This is a genomic window from Pseudocolwellia agarivorans (assembly GCF_002000085.1).
In the GTDB taxonomy this organism is placed as follows: domain Bacteria; phylum Pseudomonadota; class Gammaproteobacteria; order Enterobacterales; family Alteromonadaceae; genus Pseudocolwellia; species Pseudocolwellia agarivorans.
Genome location: NZ_MUZU01000009.1, coordinates 44,427 through 63,815, shown reverse-complemented (window position 1 = coordinate 63,815; position 19,389 = coordinate 44,427). Strand labels below are relative to the sequence as shown.

The 19,389-nt window shown below is 36.5% G+C and carries 20 protein-coding genes and 1 riboswitch; of the genes, 6 read left to right on the top strand and 14 right to left on the bottom strand.

Going from position 1 to position 19,389, the window contains the following annotated elements; translation table 11 throughout:
• Window positions 1–161: 161 nt before the first annotated feature.
• Window positions 162–1,319 carry an acyl-CoA dehydrogenase family protein gene (locus B0X80_RS14115; RefSeq protein WP_077341311.1) on the top strand — a complete coding sequence of 386 codons (1,158 nt, stop codon included), beginning with the start codon at window positions 162–164 and terminating at the stop codon, window positions 1,317–1,319.
• Window positions 1,320–1,468: 149 nt separating this feature from the next.
• On the top strand, window positions 1,469–2,317 hold the full coding sequence (locus B0X80_RS14110; RefSeq protein ID WP_076420225.1) for a co-chaperone YbbN: 849 nt from the start codon (window positions 1,469–1,471) through the stop codon (window positions 2,315–2,317).
• A gap of 77 nt (window positions 2,318–2,394) precedes the next feature.
• Here the strand turns inward: B0X80_RS14110 and msrA are convergent, their stop codons facing one another.
• A complete protein-coding gene (msrA, locus tag B0X80_RS14105) occupies window positions 2,395–2,934 on the bottom strand; it encodes a peptide-methionine (S)-S-oxide reductase MsrA (RefSeq protein WP_076420224.1) in 540 nt (179 codons plus the stop codon).
• A gap of 307 nt (window positions 2,935–3,241) precedes the next feature.
• On the opposite strand from msrA, the gene B0X80_RS14100 reads away from it, so the two are divergent.
• Both B0X80_RS14100 and rmf read left to right on the top strand, forming a co-directional pair.
• A complete protein-coding gene (locus tag B0X80_RS14100; RefSeq protein ID WP_077341309.1) occupies window positions 3,242–3,460 on the top strand; it encodes a DUF3820 family protein in 219 nt (72 codons plus the stop codon).
• Window positions 3,461–3,764: 304 nt separating this feature from the next.
• Window positions 3,765–3,938 carry a ribosome modulation factor gene (gene rmf, locus B0X80_RS14095; protein WP_076420222.1) on the top strand — a complete coding sequence of 58 codons (174 nt, stop codon included), beginning with the start codon at window positions 3,765–3,767 and terminating at the stop codon, window positions 3,936–3,938.
• A gap of 85 nt (window positions 3,939–4,023) precedes the next feature.
• On the opposite strand, the gene B0X80_RS14090 is transcribed toward rmf, so the two are convergent.
• The 10 genes from B0X80_RS14090 to moaA all read right to left on the bottom strand — a co-directional run bounded on the left by B0X80_RS14090 (window position 4,024) and on the right by moaA (window position 10,897).
• Window positions 4,024–4,770: a HesA/MoeB/ThiF family protein gene (locus B0X80_RS14090; RefSeq protein WP_077341307.1), complete on the bottom strand. Its 747-nt coding sequence runs from the start codon at window positions 4,768–4,770 to the stop codon at window positions 4,024–4,026.
• A 1-nt stretch (window position 4,771) separates the two neighbouring features.
• Window positions 4,772–5,893, bottom strand: a complete 1,122-nt coding sequence (gene modC, locus B0X80_RS14085) for a molybdenum ABC transporter ATP-binding protein (protein ID WP_077341305.1) — start codon at window positions 5,891–5,893, stop codon at window positions 4,772–4,774.
• Window positions 5,893–6,609 (bottom strand): molybdate ABC transporter permease subunit, encoded by a 717-nt coding sequence (modB, locus tag B0X80_RS14080; RefSeq protein ID WP_077341303.1) that lies wholly within the window; start codon window positions 6,607–6,609, stop codon window positions 5,893–5,895. The genes modC and modB overlap by 1 nt, the downstream gene beginning before the upstream one ends.
• Entirely contained in the window at window positions 6,606–7,394 is a 789-nt protein-coding gene (gene modA / locus B0X80_RS14075; protein ID WP_077341301.1) for a molybdate ABC transporter substrate-binding protein, read from the bottom strand. The genes modB and modA overlap by 4 nt, the downstream gene beginning before the upstream one ends.
• A gap of 1 nt (window position 7,395) precedes the next feature.
• The gene (moaE, locus tag B0X80_RS14070) at window positions 7,396–7,875 is read right to left on the bottom strand and encodes a molybdopterin synthase catalytic subunit MoaE (protein ID WP_077341299.1); all 480 of its coding nucleotides are present in this window, start codon (window positions 7,873–7,875) and stop codon (window positions 7,396–7,398) included.
• 4 nt (window positions 7,876–7,879) lie between these two features.
• Window positions 7,880–8,128: a MoaD/ThiS family protein gene (locus B0X80_RS14065; protein ID WP_076420216.1), complete on the bottom strand. Its 249-nt coding sequence runs from the start codon at window positions 8,126–8,128 to the stop codon at window positions 7,880–7,882.
• Window positions 8,125–8,661, bottom strand: a complete 537-nt coding sequence (gene moaC, locus B0X80_RS14060) for a cyclic pyranopterin monophosphate synthase MoaC (RefSeq protein ID WP_077341297.1) — start codon at window positions 8,659–8,661, stop codon at window positions 8,125–8,127. Before moaC ends, B0X80_RS14065 begins: the two co-directional genes overlap by 4 nt.
• Window positions 8,661–9,203, bottom strand: coding sequence for a molybdenum cofactor biosynthesis protein B (gene moaB, locus B0X80_RS14055; RefSeq protein WP_077341295.1), 543 nt, complete (start codon window positions 9,201–9,203; stop codon window positions 8,661–8,663). Before moaB ends, moaC begins: the two co-directional genes overlap by 1 nt.
• 2 nt (window positions 9,204–9,205) lie before the next feature.
• Window positions 9,206–9,922: a molybdenum cofactor guanylyltransferase gene (mobA, locus tag B0X80_RS14050; RefSeq protein WP_077341293.1), complete on the bottom strand. Its 717-nt coding sequence runs from the start codon at window positions 9,920–9,922 to the stop codon at window positions 9,206–9,208.
• 3 nt (window positions 9,923–9,925) lie between these two features.
• Entirely contained in the window at window positions 9,926–10,897 is a 972-nt protein-coding gene (moaA, locus tag B0X80_RS14045) for a GTP 3',8-cyclase MoaA (protein WP_077341291.1), read from the bottom strand.
• Window positions 10,884–11,030: riboswitch (molybdenum cofactor riboswitch) on the bottom strand. (Overlaps the previous gene by 14 nt.)
• 348 nt (window positions 11,031–11,378) lie before the next feature.
• Here moaA and moeA point away from each other — a divergent pair.
• Together moeA and B0X80_RS14035 are read left to right on the top strand one after the other, a co-directional pair.
• A complete protein-coding gene (moeA, locus tag B0X80_RS14040) occupies window positions 11,379–12,635 on the top strand; it encodes a molybdopterin molybdotransferase MoeA (protein WP_077341289.1) in 1,257 nt (418 codons plus the stop codon).
• Window positions 12,636–12,930: 295 nt separating this feature from the next.
• Window positions 12,931–14,475, top strand: a complete 1,545-nt coding sequence (locus B0X80_RS14035) for an aminotransferase class V-fold PLP-dependent enzyme (RefSeq protein ID WP_077341287.1) — start codon at window positions 12,931–12,933, stop codon at window positions 14,473–14,475.
• Between the two features lie 88 nt (window positions 14,476–14,563).
• On the opposite strand, the gene B0X80_RS14030 is transcribed toward B0X80_RS14035, so the two are convergent.
• The 3 genes from B0X80_RS14030 to B0X80_RS14020 all read right to left on the bottom strand — a co-directional run bounded on the left by B0X80_RS14030 (window position 14,564) and on the right by B0X80_RS14020 (window position 19,337).
• Entirely contained in the window at window positions 14,564–16,963 is a 2,400-nt protein-coding gene (locus B0X80_RS14030; protein ID WP_077341285.1) for an Ig-like domain-containing protein, read from the bottom strand.
• 119 nt (window positions 16,964–17,082) lie between these two features.
• Window positions 17,083–18,036 carry a D-2-hydroxyacid dehydrogenase gene (locus tag B0X80_RS14025; protein ID WP_077341283.1) on the bottom strand — a complete coding sequence of 318 codons (954 nt, stop codon included), beginning with the start codon at window positions 18,034–18,036 and terminating at the stop codon, window positions 17,083–17,085.
• Window positions 18,037–18,131: 95 nt separating this feature from the next.
• Window positions 18,132–19,337 (bottom strand): NnrS family protein, encoded by a 1,206-nt coding sequence (locus tag B0X80_RS14020; RefSeq protein ID WP_077341281.1) that lies wholly within the window; start codon window positions 19,335–19,337, stop codon window positions 18,132–18,134.
• Between the last annotated feature and the right edge of the window lie 52 nt (window positions 19,338–19,389).

Genomic DNA, 19,389 nt, shown 5'->3' with positions numbered 1-19,389 from the left:
TTAGCGCGTTTTTTTATGGGAAAAATAAAAAATAATTTTTTTTTTGATAAAACCCTAAGGGTAAGTTTACGTTAACGTAAAATAATTAATGAATATTTAAGCTTCTTTGATTACACTATAAACAGAGATTAACGAAAGTATTAACGAGATAGAGGGCTCTTATGGATTTATCATTAACTGAAGAACAAGCCATGATCCAAGACATGGCAAAGAAGTTTGCAGAGTCAGAACTTGCACCTGTGGCTGCACAACTTGATGAAACCTATAATGAAACTTTATTTTTAAGTAATATTAATAAACTCTCTGAATTAGGCTTTATGGGGTTAAATGTTAAAGCCGAATACGGTGGAGTTGAAGCTGGTGCTGTTTCATTTAGCTTAGCAATAACCGAACTAGCCAGAGCTTGTGCGTCAACAGCGGTTACAACATCAGTAACCAACATGGTGGCAGAAGTTATCCAATCCATTGGTAATGAAGATCAAAAGCAAAATTACTTACCTAAATTATGCAGCGGCGAATACCGTGCCGGTGGTTTTTGCTTAACAGAAACAATGGCAGGTTCAGATCCTGCAGGTATGAAAACCACAGCAGTAAAAGCAGGCGATGAATATGTTTTAAATGGCACAAAAGTTTATATTACCAGTGCTTCATTTGCGGATCTTTTTGTGGTTTGGGCTGTTACTGATTCATCAGCAAAAAAAGGTAAAGGGATTTCTTGCTTTTTAGTTGAAGCAAATACTCCCGGTATTACCATCAGTAAACGAGAAGACAAAATGGGTCAAAAGGCTTCTCCAACTAACCAAGTTATTTTTGAAAATTGCCGTATTCCAGCAACTGCACTTATGGGACAAGAAAACCAAGGTTTTTCTATTGCAGTAAGTGAATTAGCGGGGGGGCGTATTGGTATAGGTTCACTTGCTTTAGGTATCGGTTTAGCGGCTATGGATTATGCGCGCGAATACATTGTAGAGAGAAAACAATTTGGTCAATCATTGTCTAACTTTCAAGGATTACAATGGAAGTTAGCGGATCGATATACTGACTTAGAAGCTGCTCGTTTATTATTAATGCAAGCTGCAGATAACAAAGATAAAGGCTTACCTTTTAGTACTTCAGCCTCGATGGCTAAATACTTTGCCACCGAAAAAGCTAATACAGCCTGTTACGACGCTTTACAAATTATGGGGGGAGCAGGTTATATTAAAGAGTACCCATTAGAGCGTTTCGCAAGAGATGTTCGTGTAACGTCTATTTATGAAGGTACAAGTGAAATTCAAAAAGTGATCATTTCAAGAGCATTACTTAGTGAAGTTAGCTAATACGTAAAGCCTGATAAGCTTTTTATCTATCCCATTATTATCTTAAGGTTAAAACAATAACTTTTTTCACATATAGTTATTGTTTAAACCTTGTATCTTTAAGGTTCGCCCCAAAATATTGAGTAATATTGTTTTAATTGGAAATATCAATGAGCTCAAATATCGTTGCCATCACATTAGAAAACTTCCAGCAAGTTGTTTTAGAAGAATCAAAATCAAAGCTTGTTCTTGTCAGTTTTTGGGCTGAGCAAGTTCCTGAAAGTATTGAATTACGAGATGCATTAACAGCAAAAGTGTCATTGTTCCCTGACCATATGGTACTCGCTACGGTTGATTGCCAAACACAAGGCCAAATCGCTCAGCAGTTTGGTGTTCAAGGTTTGCCAACGGCTGTTTTAGTTAAGGATGCTCAACCTATTGATGGTTTGACAGGTCCTCAAACAGAAGAACTAGTACAAGCCTTTTTAGATAAACATTTACCTAAAGTTGAAGATACATTATTAAATGAAGCTAAGTTAGCCTTAGTGGAAAATGATATAAATAAAGCATACACGGCTGCATCACAGGCTTACCAAATAGACAGTGAAAGAGCTGATATTAAAATTGTTTATGCCGATGCCTCTATTCAATTAGGTAAGGTAGCCGATGCTGAAGCTATGTTAGCGACCATTACACTGGTTGATCAAGACAGCGCTTACCAAGCCGTTATGGCTAAGCTTGAATTAGCGACACAAGCTGCTGAGTCACCAGAAATTAAAGCACTGGAAGCACAGCTTAAAAGTGAACCTGATAACGATGAAATAAAACATAAGTTAGCAGTACAATATTCCCAAGTTAACCGTAACGAAGAAGCACTTGAGATACTGTTTAGATTAGTACAAAAAGATATGTCTAACACTACAAGTAAAGAGTTAATGTTAGATGTGTTGAAAGTACTACCAGACGGCGATTCGTTAGCCACTAAATACAGAAGAAAGCTTTATACTCTGATGTATTAAAAACTGTATTTTATGACGCAATAAAAAGCCACGCTATTTTACTAATAGCGTGGCTTTTTAAGTATTAGAAATTCGTCTTACTTTAATTTATCAACAAAAGTCTTTTTAAATTTAGCCAGTTTAGGGGCCACTACGGCTTGGCAGTATGGGTTTTCTGGATTGCGATTGAAATAGCCTTGATGCATATCTTCACCTGAATAAAATTCAGATTTTGCAGTAACTTCTGTTACTACGGGATCAGGCCAAATGTTATCTTGATTGATCTCATCAATAATACTTAAAGCCGCTTGTTGTTGTTCTTCAGTATGAAAAAAAACACCAGAGCGATATTGAGTGCCAGTATCATTACCTTGTCTGTTTAACTGTGTAGGGTTGTGCAGCGCAAAAAATATTTCTAATATTTCACGGTAGGTGATAACGCTAGGATCATAAGATAATTGCACAACTTCAGCATGACCTGTAGTGCCAGAACAAACTTTTTCATAGGTTGGATCGCTAGTTTCTCCACCCATATAACCTGATACAGCACTTTCAATACCTTTAACGTTATTGAAGGCTGATTCTATACACCAAAAACAGCCACCTGCTAATGTTGTTTGTTCAATTGTAGTTGTCATGTTGTTATTGCCCGTTTACATATTTTAAGGAGAGAATTATAAGGAAGTTACTGTTATATAGAAAGCGACAGGTATAATAAAAATATAAATGTTAGATTAGACACATCGAAGAAGCGCTTGAGCAAAATTACTTCTTTTTATAAGGGAGTAATCATTATCACAAAGCGTTGCCTTGAATTGATATCGCTCAAGGGCTCTAGTCTGAAACGATGAACCTGTGTATTTGATCATTTATTCTTCGTATAAAATAGATTAATTTATTAATGTGTTTGGTATTATTGCAGTGAATAAAATTTAAGAGAATAACATAGTGTCAGATCAACAAAAATTAGTAGAAGCAGTTAATCAAGTTATGCCTTTTGGAAAATATGCCGGAAGAAAGTTGCTTCATTTACCAGAACCTTATTTAGTATGGTTCCACGGTAAAGGTTTTCCTGAAGGGAAATTAGGTGAGCAACTCGCATTAATGTATGAAGTAAAACTTAACGGCTTAGAAAAAATGTTACAACCTTTGTTAATCGATTAAAAAGCTAAAATTTAATATAAAAAAAAGTTTTTAATAAACCAAATTTTTATATTAACTTTCCTATTATTGCCTATTGGAATATTACATTTTTATTAAGAAGCTGTTTTGTAATATAAAAGTCATTTTTAGTTTTTTATAGCTGTTTTTTCTTTTTGTTTTAAGCATTTTTTGCGCCCATTTGTAACCTTTATCCTCTTGCATTCTAACGAGGTTTGGTCGAGAATTAATTGTCGACTGAAGTTAAGTTTCGACCGCTAGATATATTATTTTATTTTTATTATCAAATGGTTAAGAGGTGTAGTTCATGAGAAGACAAAAAAGGGATCGTTTAGGAAGAGCACATGCTAACGGTTATCAGGCAGGCCTTAATGGCAAAGCAAAGGAAAAATGTCCTTATCAGAGTATCAACGCTAGATCGGAATGGTTAGGAGGGTGGCGAGAAGCGGTTTCCGATAGAAGCACTGGATTATTCAAATAACTAACTTGTCGTAACAAAACATTAATTTTAAAACGAATTAAGCCTTTAACTTATCACATTAAGCTAAAGGCTTTTTCTTGTTTAGTTACTTACCACATACCTTACAACTACTTTGCTTCTTTATTTGAAATTGTTGCCATTGGTTCGATAAACCATCAAACAAATTTAGCTGATTGATGTGTATTGTATTGCCTGTCAGTAACTTTATTGCTTGTAATGATTGCATACCCGCTACAATAGCTAATACCGGCCCAACAATACCTATAGTTTGGCAGTTGTTTTCAGGTGCTTTTTTACTTTCTGGGAATAGGCACTGATAACAAGCGCTTTCGTCATTACGAGGATCTACAACGAGTTGTTGGCCATCAAACCCAGTGGCAGCACCTACAATTAAAGGGACTTTATGAGTAACGCAATATTGATTAACCAAATAGCGTGTTTGAATGTTGTCGCTACAATCAATGACTACATCCATTTTAGGCACGTAATAGTCGCATAATTCGTTATCCAGCATTTCATCAATCACTTCAATTGTTACATCGCTGTTATGTTGTTGAAGTTTTTCAGCGGCGGTATCAGCTTTGTTTTGATCAATATCGTTTTCGGTAAATAATATTTGTCGTTGCAGGTTAGTAATATCAACCGTATCGCCATCGGCTATAAATAATGTGCCAATGCCTGCCGCGGCTAAATAAAGAGAAACAGGATTGCCTAAGCCTCCCATACCCACAATCATCACATTAGCATTGCGAAGGGCTATTTGGCCTTCTTCCCCTATGCTTTTCAGCATGATTTGTCGGCTATACCTGAGTTGTTCTTTTTGAGTCAGCACGTTAAAGCTCTCCAATATCCGCTAAGCTGTGCACTGCACTGGCTTTAAATTGAATGTAAACAAGATCATGCAGGCTTAGCGATAAACGTTCTGCAGACCATAAACTAATAGAAGAATAAAATACTTGCTCTGCGCAAGTTAAGGTAATTAATACGGTGTTGTTTTGCGGCTGTATATCTAAAATTTTAGCTTGAAAATGATTCACAATTGAAGAGTCTGTTGCTTCGTGTCGGCTAATACTAATATCGCTGGCAGCTATGTAGCAGCGTATTTTTTTCGGCGTTAAGGTTTTATCATTAGCAACGGTTGTATTGGATTGTAATGGTAAATATATAACAATATCGGTTGTTAACTGTAAAGACGTTAAGCCGTATTCAGGTAAATGTTCTTTCACTATTAACGATAAGCTGGTTTGTTGCAGCGTTTCTTTAGTGTTATTTAAGGCGTGAATAATTGGGTGAATTGGCCCGAAGTGTTCAATGTTACCTTGTTTCATCACAAGTAAGTTATCTGCAATTTGTTGTAATTCAGCTAAGCTATGACTTACGTATAACATAGGAATATTTAAAGTTCGTTGAACATCGAGTAATAGGGTGATCATCAAGGCTTTATTTTGATTGTCTAACGCGCTTAATGGCTCATCTAATAATAATAACTCGGGTTCTGACAATACGGCTCTTGCTATTGCGACTCTTTGTTTCTCACCACCAGATAGCAGCGTAACTTTCTTGTGAAGTAAAGGTTTTAGCTGTGTTAAATCAATAATATCATTGATATTAAGTTGCTTATGTAAACAACGTTTATGCGCATATGCTAAGTTTTGTTGTACATTTAAATGCGGAAATAAACGAGAGTCTTGAAATACTAAACCTATACGCCTTTTTTCGGGCTTTATATTTAATTTATGATTTGAGTCGAATAAAACGTTCCCATTTAAGGAGAGTTGACCTGTTGTTGAATTTTCTAAACCAGATATAAGCCGAAGCAGGGTAGACTTACCTGAACCTGAATGGCCAAAAATACCTGTAATACCTTTCGTTGGAAGTGTTTGCTTTATCGATAGAGCAAAACCATCAAACTGGCTATTAAAATTGAAGCTAAGCTCCTTCAATATATTATTCATTAGTTATTTACTTCGTTTTTAGTATGTACCGTAGTGGGCTTAGAATAATTTAATAAATAAATAAGCCCCAGCACAACGAAAGAACCTACAAGTAAACTACCGGCAAGTAAATGAGCTTTAGCGTAATTAAAGGCTTCAACATGTTCGAATAAGGCAATAGAAAGTACTTTAGTTTCACCTGATATATTGCCACCAATCATAAGCACAATACCAAATTCGCCTACTGTATGGGCAAAACCTAAACTGGCGGCGGTAATAAAGCTGGCTTTAGTAATGGGTAGCACAATAGTAAAAAATCTATCGAGTGAATTAGCTCCTAGCATAGCACCCGCTTCAAGAACATCGTCGCCTAACTGTTCAAAGGCTTTTTGTAAGGGCTGAACAACAAAAGGTAATGAATAAAAAATAGAACCGATAACAATAGCACTAAAACTAAAGGCAAGTTGTTGGCCGGTAATACTTTGCCAAAGCTGCCCAGGTAAATGTTGAGGTGAAAAAGCGATGAGTAAATAAAAGCCTAATACTGTAGGTGGTAGCACAATAGGTAAGGCAACAATGGCTTCAATGGCAATTTTAAAGCGGCTCTTCATTTTAGCTAAATACCACGCTAAAGGCGTACCTATTACCATGAGTATAACGGTAGTTACTAAGGCCATTTTTAATGTGGTGAATAAAGCGATTAAATCGCTATTTTCGAATAAAGAATTTTCTATCATAAGCTTGCTGCTTTGTAACCGTAACTTGCAATAATTTTTTGAATAGCCGATGTTTGAATAAATAGCGCTAATTTTTCAGCAGCTTCTATTCTTTTACTGTTTTTTAAAATAACCAACTGTTGTTTTATAGGAGAATAAAGATCTTCAGGTACAACAATTCCGTGTAAGTTATTCAGTTTTAATTGACTTAATGCAACAAATCCAGCGGTTACAGCATGGCTTCTAATTTGTTGAAACGTTTGATTGACGTTAATGCCGGTAATGGTTTTATCTTTAAACTTTTCCCAGAAGCCTAACGCGTTTAGGGTTTCTACTGCTCGTTGTCCGTAAGGTGCTGTATTAGGATTAGATATAGCTATTTTTGATGAGTTAACAAGATATTCATTTAACAAATTAGTGAGGTTTTGCTGAGGGTTAAAGTTTTTATTGGCAGACCAAAATGCAAGTTGGCCTATGGCATAAGTTTGCAGGCTGTTTTTTACAGTAAACGATTCAGACGCTAACCGTTGAGGGTGAATGTCATCAGCAGATAAAAACATGTCGTAAGGCGCACCATGAATTATTTGCTGATAAAGTGTGCCTGAAGAGCCACTTATTATATCGATTGTTATATTAGTTTCATTAAAAATGGTTGGGGCAAGTTGAGTTAATACCGGAGCAAAGTTTGATGATACGGCAACTCGTAGTGGTTTGCTTTTAGCATAGCTTGATGTTGTTGTGAAAAAACAAATAAAAATACTCATACATAGAGTGCTTTTATATAAAGTACGTAGCCACTTACTCATGTTACCACTCTTGTGCTTTATTGGTGTCTGACGATTTTGCGTCTAACCATTTTTCACCTTCAGAGGTGAGTTCTTTTTTCCAAAAAGGAGCTTTTACTTTGAGAAAATCCATAATAAATTCGTTTGCAGCAAAGGCATTACCGCGATGTTTGCTGGTAACCCCAACAAATACTATTTGTTCGCCAATGAATAGTTTACCTACACGATGGATCACGGTTATTCGGCCTAGCTCCCATTTTTTACGGGCGGTAAGTATAATTTTCTGTAATGATTTTTCTGTCATTCCAGGGTAATGCTCAAGGGTAAGTCCTTTTACATCTAGTCCTAAATTGTTATTTCTTACGCGACCACAAAAGGTAACCACGGCACCGTCTTCGTTATTGTTTTCTTCTAATAAGTTAACTTCTTCGCTCAGGCTGAAATCTTGAGTTTGAATAACGATACGATCATTTAAGTGGGGGGGGATATTAGTTTTCGACATAGATTTAACCGCCAGTAACGGGTGGGAAAAATGCTAACTCGTCATTTGGCTTTACAATAAAATTATCATCCACAAGGTCGTGGTTTACAGCGGTTAACAACGAGTTGTTTTTTAAGTGTTGTTGCCATTCAGGATGCGACTCAACCAATAACACTCTTGCTTGTTCTACTGTGATAGATTCAGATACGTTTAGCTGTGTTTCATTGCAATTGAGTTGTTCTCTTAATGCGGCAAAAAAGCTGACTTTGATCATAAGTTATCCTGTTTAGCTGTTTGATTCGCTATTTCGGCTTTAGCTTCCCAACTTCCTGATTTTCCACCTTCTTTTGTTAATACTTTAATGCCGTGAATCTCCATAAAAGGATCGGCAGCTTTACACATATCAAATAGGGTTAAGCAAGCCACTGAAACAGCGGTTAGTGCTTCCATTTCAACGCCTGTTTGACCTGTTAAACGGCACAGGCTATTAACGATGACTTGGTTGTTTTGTTCATCAATATCAAAGTCGACTTTAACTTTGGTCAGCATAAGAGGGTGACACAAAGGAATTAAGTCACTGCATTTTTTAGCGGCTTGAATACCAGCAATACGAGCAACTGAAAAAACATCACCTTTTTTATTTTCGCCTTGAGTGATCAAAGTTAACGTAGCCGCCGACATGGTTATTCTGCCTTGAGCCGTTGCGGTGCGAGAGGTAAGCGCTTTTTCGGTAACGTCTACCATGTTAGCTTCGCCTTTTTGATTAATATGGCTTAGCGATACTGATTGTGAAGCGTTATCTGTCATTACTGGCGAGTCTCACATTGTTCTGCTGATATGTTTAAATGAGGTACAAAATTACAAGGACGATGGCTTGCATCAAGTTGCTCCGCAATTAATTTGTCCCACGCTGTTTTACACGCATTGGTTGAACCCGGTACACATAAAATAACAGTTTTATTGGCTATGCCACCAAAGGCGCGTGACTGAATGGTTGATGTGCCAATTTCAGTGAGTGAAATAGCGCGAAATATTTCGCCAAAGCCTTCAACGTTTTTATCAAATAAAGGTAATAAAGCTTCAGGTGTATTATCTCGCTCGGTAAAGCCCGTGCCGCCTGTAGTAATAATAGCGTGAATGCTATCGTCTGCTATCCACTGAGATACCACTGAACGTAATTGGTATACATCGTCTTTTACAATTTTTTTAGCGGCAAGGTTATGTCCTGCTGATGTCACTCGTTCAACCAACGTTTGGCCTGAGGTGTCGGTAGATTCATCACGTGTATCTGAAACCGTTAACACAGCAATAGATAAAGGAATAAAGGCACTTTTTTCATGCTTAGACATAGTTATTTCCTAGAATTTAATAAGTTGTTTTTTGAATATTTTACATGTGTATTTTTTTGCTGAGACAAGCTTAGCTGAGTAAAACTTTTTTGTGCTGTAGCCCATTCTTCAGTTGTATTTGTATTTAATAAACTTGATGGTGTTTCAATAGCGATAGCTTTATGCGGCACTTGTTTAAGTAAAGCACGAATAGAAGGGCCACTTTTAGCTGTAGACGTTTTACTTTTATCTAGTGAATTAGCCTGTTGACTGAATGCACTTTTCAAGAAGTTTTCTGTATGTGCATTTACAGGCAAATACAGAGGTAAATAATTGTCGTTATAAAAACAAGCTTGTTGGCTTAACTCACCAATTTGTTTTAACTTTTGTAATGCGTCTGCCGTGATTAAAGGTAAATCGACAGGGAGAACAAAGAGAGCACTAGGTTGATGTTTTTCAATAACACTGGCAATGCCTCCCATGGGGCCCATCTCTGCGTATTTATCCGCAACAATTACATCTTGCGGAGTTGCACAAGAAGGTTTACCGCTGATGACTATGTTACTTAGACCTATCTCAGTAAGTAACTGCTTACTATAGGTTAGCATGCTCACTTCATTTCGAAGTAAACTTGCTTTGTCTACTCCCATCCGAGAAGATAAACCACCTGCTAATACCACACCTAAACATTGGTTGTTTGGTTTAGATTGGTTGTTTTTAGTGTTGGGTACTATGATCATAAACTAACCACCTAGCATAGCTAAATTAGTGGTGGCACCTGTTAGCTTTTCATGTAAGAAGTGAGTGGCTTTTTTGTCTCCCATCATTTCAATAATATGTTGCTTTAATGGCTCTATATCATCATGTTGAATATGATCTTTTAGTGATAAACCTTCTTCAGTAAATAAACATAAATGTAACTTACCGTGAGAGCTCACTCTTAATCGATTACAGGTTGAACAAAAATCTTTGCTGTACGGCATGATCAAACCAATACGGCCGGCATAATCAGGGTGATAAAATTCTTGAGCAGGGCCAGATGATCTATCTCTAATGGCGGGTAACCATCCATCTAAAATTAAATTTTGACGAATACGTGAACCTTGTACATGTTGCGCATCAAAAAACGTTTTGTTATCGCCTGTTTGCATTAGCTCAATAAAGCGTAGTGTAATGGGCGTATCTTTAAGCCAATCTAAAAACGTTTGAATGTCGTAGCCATTGTATTCACGCATGAGTACGGTATTTACTTTTACCGTGGGTTGGCCACTTGCCAAGGCCATATCAATACCTTTAAGTATATGAGGTAATTTATCGTGGCCTGTAATGCTATGAAATTGTCTGGGGTCTAAGCTATCAATACTAATGTTAATCGCATCAATACCCGCATCTAACCAACTAGGTAAATGTTCAGGGAGCTTATATCCATTGGTTGTTATGGCAACTTGCTTAATACCTTTTGTTTCTTTACAAGCAGAAATGATATCGGGCAAGTCTTTACGGAGTGAGGGTTCTCCGCCCGTAACTCGTATTTTTTCAGTGCCTAATTGCGCAAAACCTTTAGCAATGCGTTTTATTTCAGGCAACGATAAAAAATCGCGCGGCTGATCGCATTGATAACCATCAGGTAAACAATAGTTGCAACTAAAGTTACACACGTCGGTAATTGATAGGCGCAAGTAATAAAACTTGCGACCGAAGTTGTCTGTTAACATCTCACCTTTCCAATGTCGGGAGGCATACACGTTTCCATGCAAACCCTGGCGGTTAATTTAATAACCACGGCTAAGGTAACATTCCAATCAAATAGGCTGGGGTAGCTACAATAGCTCGGCGAATAATAATTTTTTTGAGGCTTTGACCTTTCAAATGTTAATCATATTGGCAGTATACGTTTGATATTTATATTAGGTTATAGTGATTGCGTGGTGAATAACTATATATCAATAACTATGCTTTATCTAAAAATCAAATTTATTGTTGCAAAAAACATATTTGAAAGGCCAACAGCCCAGTTACTATACCTTAATTTTGGTTTACCATAGTAATACAATTTCAAAACTAAATATTGATTCACATCAAGTCGCTATATGTTTAACGCCTGATAGTATTAGCATTATAAAGTAGACAGATTTTATCTAAAAAAAATTGCATGTGTTTTCAATAAAATAAGAAACTTAAAAGAGAATAAATACTATGGTTGATTGTTGCTCTGCGCCAGGCTTATTGCCTTTTGAACAAGCCTTAACAAATATGTTAGCTAATGTTTCACCAGTACAGGAAACAGAACAGGTTTTAATTGAAAAGGCACTGGGTCGAGTCGTTTCACAACCTATAACGAGTCCGTTAAATGTTCCGCCTCACAATAATTCAGCGATGGACGGATATGCTTTTGCTCATAGTAGCTTAGAAACTTCAGATCAATTAAAGCTTGCTGGGCGCTCTATGGCTGGCGAACCTTTTCAAGGTGAATGTTTAGCAGGGGAATGCATTCGTATCATGACAGGAGCAAAAATTCCTAAAGGCTGTGATACTGTTGAAATGCAAGAAAACTGTCTAGTCACTGATGATAAAACTAAACAAGCTCAAATAGTTCAGTTTTTAGAACCTAAAAAATTGGGTAGTCATGTTAGGTATGCTGGCGAAGATATTGAGCAAGATCAGGTTGTGTTTGAAAAAGGAAGAAAATTATCAGCTATCGATGTTGGTGTTTTAGCTTCTTTAGGTGTTCCAACGGTTTCTGTATATAGAAAACTCACGGTTGCGCTTATTTCTACGGGTGATGAGCTCAAATTGCCAGGCGAAGCATTAACCGAAGGCGATATTTTTGAGAGTAACAGTTTTACTCTTGCAGCAATGCTCGAAAAAATGAACATCAATGTATTGAAACTCGGTGTTATAAAAGATGATAAAGCAGCCATTACCGATGCATTTATAAAAGCCGATAAAGAGGCTGACGCTATTTTTTCTTCTGGTGGTGTGTCTGTAGGTGATGCCGATTATACAAAAGAAGTACTGGATGAACTTGGTGATATTAGCTTTTGGAAAATAGCCATGAAGCCAGGTAAACCCTTTGCTTTTGGAAAATTACCCAACAGTGTGTTTTTTGGTTTACCGGGTAATCCTGTATCAGCAACGGTAACAGCGCATATGCTGGCGGTTCCAGCTTTAGCTAAAATGCAAAATTGCATCAATGCGGCACCTGTAAAATTGACAGTAAAAACGCTTACTGATATTCGAAAAGCGCCAGGTAGAATGGACTTTCAACGTGGTATTCTAAGCACAAATAATAAAGGTGAAATGCTAGTTACCAGTACGGGTAATCAAGGCTCTGGTGTATTAACCAGTTTAGCAAAAGCAAATTGTTATATTGTTTTACCCGCAGAGCAGAGCAACTTACAAGCGGGCGATCTTGTTACTGTGCAATTGTTTGATTCAATTATTACTCATTAATTACTGAGACGGTATTAGCTACTGATACCGTTTTTCCTTTTTTAGAATATCTCAAATTTTTCCTCCTCTTTCTCCCTTAATTAGCTTGTTCTAGAAACGTTATTTCAATTATCGATAATTCATAGAATGTCGTTTTTATTATTTAATACTTATTCCGTATTATTAGAATTTAAAATGTTATTTGTTTTTGTTTTTAGATTAAAATTGCAAGTTTTGTTGGTTACGTGGTTTTTAATTGCTGTTAATCTCTTGTTTGTTAGAATTTATACAATGTTTATTTGATGGTTGTAGGCTCATGTCACTCGAAAATTATTTTTTACCTTTTAGAAAGCACGTTATAGGAACTGAGTTATCTCATCGTATCCATGGGACTGATCTTGATATTATTTATGCTGATTGGACGGCAAGTGGACGCTTGTATCAACCAATCGAAGATTACATTACTCATACTTTAGGACCTTATGTTGCTAACACTCACACTGAAACTAACTTAACGGGTAGTGCCATGACTCATGCTTATCATGAGGCTCAAAGCATTATCAAAAAACATGTGAATGCTTGTGATAATGATATTTTGATTACATCGGGGGCGGGTATGACCGATGTAGTAAATAAGTTTCAACGTATTTTAGGATTAAGAATTCCTGAAAGAATGCAAAACCAGGTACATTTTGATGAGCAAGATAAGCCTGTTATTTTTATTACGCATATGGAACACCATTCCAACCAAACTTCGTGGTATGAGTGTGATGTAACACTTGAAATCGTTAATCCTGATGAGAACGGCTTACCTTCTATTGATCATTTAGACGCTTTATTACAGCAGTACAGTGCACGCAAAGTAAAAATAGGTTCGTTTTCTGCTTGTTCAAACGTAACCGGCATTAAAACACCGTATTATCAATTAGCAGAAAAAATGCACGAGTATAATGGTTTTTGTTTTGTCGATTTTGCTGCTTCAGCCCCCTATGTTGATATTGATATGCACCCATCAAACTCTAAACAGTGTTTAGATGCTATTTTTTTCTCACCGCATAAGTTTTTAGGTGGTCCGGGTAGTTCTGGTGTTTTAATTTTTAATAAACAGTTGTATAAAAATAAAGTACCTGATCATCCCGGTGGTGGTACGGTTACGTGGACAAATCCATGGGGCGCACATAGTTTTTTTAGTAATATTGAAGTACGTGAAGATGGTGGAACCCCCGGGTTTTTACAATGCATAAAAACCGCGTTAGCGATTCAATTGAAAGACGCTATGGGGGTAGAAAATATAGCTAAGCGTGAAGCTGAAATTACTGAAAAGGTTATGGATGCTTTAGCCAAAAATGACCGTGTTGTTATGTTAGAGCCTAGTATTAAAGATAGATTGGCTATTGTTTCTTTTTACATTCCTAATGCTCATTACAATTTAGTGGTGAGATTATTAAATGATAAGTTTGGTGTACAAACACGAGGTGGGTGCTCTTGTGCAGGAACTTATGGTCATATTTTATTAAATGTTGATCACGATACATCGGACAAAATTACTCAACAAATTGATTCAGGTGATTATGCTGAAAAGCCTGGCTGGATAAGAGCTTCGTTTCACCCAACTATGTTAGATGAAGAAGTTGATTATATTATTGATGCTATTAATCAGGTGTCTCAAAATATTGAGCAGTGGAGTATTGGCTATCGTTTCAATCCAGCTTTAGGCGACTTTGAATATAAGCATGAAGATTTGAAGTTTCCAACCTTATCTTCATTTGAACCATTGCCTGAAGTGTGTATGAATTTACCGTTAGCAAGCTCAACCAGTGAACATAAAAAAGGATCTTTTTTTACAAGAATGTTTGGGTAAGCTTAGAGGTAAGTTAATAAATAAAGTAAAGGCGAATGATATTATTATTCGCCTTTTTTGTGTTCATTAAATTAATTTATCAACTATGTTAAAGCATTGAAATTAATTGGCTAAAGTATATTTTATTACCCGTACCAGGCGTTGAGATAGTAATTGATAAGGTGGCTAGTTCTGGTTCACCATCAAGTTCATTTTTTAAGATAAAGTCGATAGCTTTAAACCCAGAACTACGAGTGTTACCTACTGTGTAGTTTGTTGTACCATTGATCGTCCCACCAGAAAACTCTACTGATATAACACTATCTTTAGGTAGTGTTTGCATAGCACTATCAGCAAATTTAAAGTTAAAAGAGCGTGATTCACCATCAGCAATTGGTTCTATTTGAACATCAGCTTGGCTATTACTCGCATAAGTTTGTCCGTTGCCTGTTAATTCATAAATGGGATTATTAGCATCAGACATTATTAAAACAAATGCTTTACGAATGGTAGCTATTTTGGCACTTGAATTACATAAACTCCCTTCGCATTGTGGACCATTAAATATTTCATCAGCATCAGAGAAATCCCCATCACCATCGGCATCAAAAAACTTGGTTTCGTTATCATCTTTAACGCCGTTTTCATTATCGTCACGCCATGCTTCAGACATATCGATAAAGCCAGAAGCTTCTGGTGCGCGCCTACCTAACCCCGAAGATACATTAGGATCAGTAATGGCTAAACCATCGTCATCGTCAAAGGTGTTATTACCGTTTGTATCGTAAAACGTTTCATGTCCATCAGCAGTAACCAGAATGGTTGAACGATGATCATCTAAATAAGGCTCTGTAGCACGCCATTCAACTGAACAAGTACCATTTACAGTTAAACATTGACTTTCTATGGTGCCACCTTCAGTTGTAAAGTTAGCAGGAGTTCCATCAGGTACAGGGTTATTAAAACTATCAGCTAGCCAAACTGAAATTTGTGAAGTTTCACCTGTGGTACTGGCTTCTGGGTTGATAATGCTGGGAGCAATGGTAATCGAACTTTGTTCTGCTAACCCTGTGTTTATACTTAATTCTTTAGATTGAGTTTGAATTGATACTTCTTCACCATCAATAATCCTAGTGGCTTTCGCTGTAACGCTCGCCGTTGTAGGAACCGTTCCAGATAATACCTGTGTGGTTATTTGCCCTTGGCTATTAGTTAGACCTGACACTCGACCTAAGCTAATACCACCAACGATTGTATCTAAAGTAAAATTAACTTCTTGTTGAGCAACAACATTACCTAAAGCACTTTTTACGACGAAAGTTAAAATAGAGGTTTCTTGACCACCACTACCTTTTAATACAATAGAGTTAGGTACGGCAGATAAAAATTCAATGGAACCAAGTTGTTCACCTGTAATGTCGATAGTTTCAGAAGCTGTACTTGTTATGCCGTTTGTTGTAACTGTAGCGACAATTACATCTTCAGTACCATTTATACCTGCACATTTAATATCCTCATATGTGGCACTGGCACTGCCTTTAATACTAAATACGGTAGTATCGATAACGGCATTTTCATTTGATACACAGTTAGATGAAAAAGATATAGGTGTGGGAGTATTAATCCTTTGGTTTTGACTATCTACCAGTACAACTGAAACCCCTAAAGTACCACCTGCACTGATAGTGTTATCACTAATAGATAATTTAATTTTGCCTTCAATAAACTCATTACTATCGTTGAAATAACCTAAGCGAACATTATCTTCTATGGTGGCGTCTGCAGAAACTATCTCATAATTTAAGTGGCTATTAACGCTGGTATCATCGGCTAAAGAAAGTGTAATAACACCAGCGCCTAAAGAAGTGCCTCCTGTTATAGAGAAAGAGGCATTGCCACTTACGGTTGTTAAGGCGGTCGTTGAGGTTAATTCACCAACATCAGCACTTATATTAATAAGTTGATTACTAAAAGGGTCTCCATTTTCATCAAGAAGAGTTGCTACAACTTGAGCACTTTCATCCGCTTTAAATCTATTGGTTATAGCTCCATTCACCAGCATTTGAACACTTAAGGAGGCTGATGAAATAACTTCTGAAGAGCTGCTTATATATTCATAATCAATACTGGCGGATAAATCATCAATAGTTGCTGATGCGGTTCCTGCACTTAAGCTTGCTAAGTTATTTGAAATAGAAACTTCTGCAATACCTGAACTGTCGGTTAGTTTTGACGGGACCGATAGGCTTCCTAAATCAACAGTGAAATTTACACGTTTACCGCTAACAGGATTACCTGTTTGGTCTAGTACTTTTGCTTGTAGTGTAATAGGTAGGTTACTTTCAAAGCTTTGTTGTGATTCAAGTTCTTTATTTAAACTGGTAAGTGTTAAATTTGAAACAACGACATCAGAGCCGCTAACAACTTCCTCATTTTTGCCAGAGCTACCATTGCACCCCGTAAGAATAAATAAACTGAGTAACAGTAAAGAGGTAAAAAGTGTTTTCATGTTAGAAATATCCTAATGGAATACAATAATTTCGCTTATTAATAAGAATAAAAGTCATTTTGTTAAAAGTCCATGAATATAAAGAACCTTTTTAATAAATTAGCGTATTTTAATTTGAGTTAATCTACACGGTTTACTGGTTTATTATTAATAAAGGCTTTTATATTTTGCGCGACTAAATCTAAGAGCCGTGATTGTGCTTCATTGCTTGCCCAAGCAATATGTGCTGTAACTTTTAAATTTTCAGGTTGGTTGCTCAGTAACATGTGGTTAGGTGGTGGTGGCTCACAATCAAGTACATCTAAAACCGCATAAGCAATTATTTTATTATTTAATGCATCTAGTAGGGCCGAATTGTCTATTATAGCGCCTCTTGCTGTATTAATTAACATAGCAGAAGGTTTCATTAGCGCAAGCGAATGTGCATTAATTAGGTGTTCAGTGCTGGGAACGTGTGGACAATGTAAACTGATAATATCGGCATGTTTACATACATACTCAAAAGAATGCCTGCTTTCTCTAATATGTTTAGCGTCATTACGTTCAGCAATAAGAATCTTCATCCCAAACGCTAATGCAATTTTTTCAACGCTAGATCCTAAATCACCATAACCAATAATACCTAATGTTTTGTTAGCGATTTCGGTTATTGGATTCCCTAATACGCAAAAGGTATCGCTTTCAGGCCATAAACCGTTTTCTACATTTTTATGGTGATGCGTAGTTTGATTATAGTATTCAAGTATTTGTGCAAATACATATTGAGCAACAGATTGCTTCGCATAACCTGCAACATTAGTTACAGCAATGTTTAATCGAGATGCTGCTTTTAAGTCTACATTGTTTGTTCCTGTTGCTGCGATGCAAATTAATTTTAGTTGGGGTAATTGATTTAATATTTTTTCAGACAAAATGACTTTATTAGTGATGATGATGTCTGCGTTTATACATCGCTCAATAATCTTGTTTGGTGCTGTTGTATCGAAACAAACAAGTTGATTGACTTGTTTGTTTATACTTTCTGTTGAGCTAGAGGAATTGAAGGTTTTTTTATCAAGAAAAACTGCGTGCATTTGAAAGCTATTCCGTATGTTATTTGTTTGTTAGCATACGGAGTCGTCGTTATATTCTCAATAGACTTAGGGATTAAATATCCGTATTGAACAATTTATCCTGATTTATTATCTGCTCTAGGGGATAGAAGCATTGGCATATAATGATAGATAAAAAGCGTAAAGGATAAAATCCATAAAAACCCACTTATATCAATAAATACGGCGGTTCTTGCAGGCCATATCCACGGAGAAAATACTCTTATTATAGTTGCAACAATTATAAGGAAATAAGCGAGTGGTATTGCTTTAGGTGCTATTAATGGTCTTCCTGTATGGCCTAATGAAACACGTGTTATCATTGCGATTATAAGTCCGCCGATACCTCCAATAGTGATTAAATGCCAAATATGATGGCTTGGTAATTCAACGTGTATGTAGCTTAGCCCTAATAAAACTAGTCCAAAAGAAATAAACATTAATCCACTGTGAAGGGCCCAAACTAACGGAACGTTAAGTGTTCGATAAGGTTTCCATTTAAACCAACGAATAGTTTGAAATACACCAGAAAAAATCAATAAGCTACCAAAGACTAAGGCATTAAAAGTTATTAACGGATGAAGTAACAACATCAGCATCGCAAGGGCTAATGGAATGTTTGTTAGTTTATCTAAGGTAGGCGAAGGAGATGCTTTCGACGTTTTAGTACCATTTGCAGTAAACATGGGGACAACTCGGCCAGATATAACCGACATTAATAATACAATTAACATGATGCCAGTATAACTTGATAGCTGATAGGAGAATATTTCTGGGTAACTTAAAGATAAGTGCATCGCAATATTAGCGAGAGTAAACAATAACAATAAAGGGACAAAAAATAAGTTTCGATATTGTTTTATCGCGATAATAGGTTTACCTAACATGTAAGCAGATATTGGTAGGAAGCTTATATCTATTATTGATGATAAAGACCCTCCTAAAATATGAGGAAATAAAACAAAAACTCGCCCAAGCATCCATAAAATAAATAATAAGAGTAATGGAGTGCCTTGCACTCCTTTAATCCCCGTCCATGTTTGCACGGCTGTTAGTAAGAAACCTACAGTAATCGCACAGCCAAAACCAAAGGTCATTTCATGAATGTGCCACCAATGCATTCCTCCTAGAGGCGATAGCGTTATATTTCCCTTTAACATAAATAACCATAAAATCATGGATACAACTGAAAAAACAGAACCAAATAAGAAAAAAGGGCGAAAGCCTAATCTTAATAAAGGGGGCGTTTTTTGCTCTTTTTCAGGATCAGTAATTTGAAGCATAGTATTCTACATCATCGTTTATTTTCGTTTAGTGTACGCTTGTTCAAAAGAT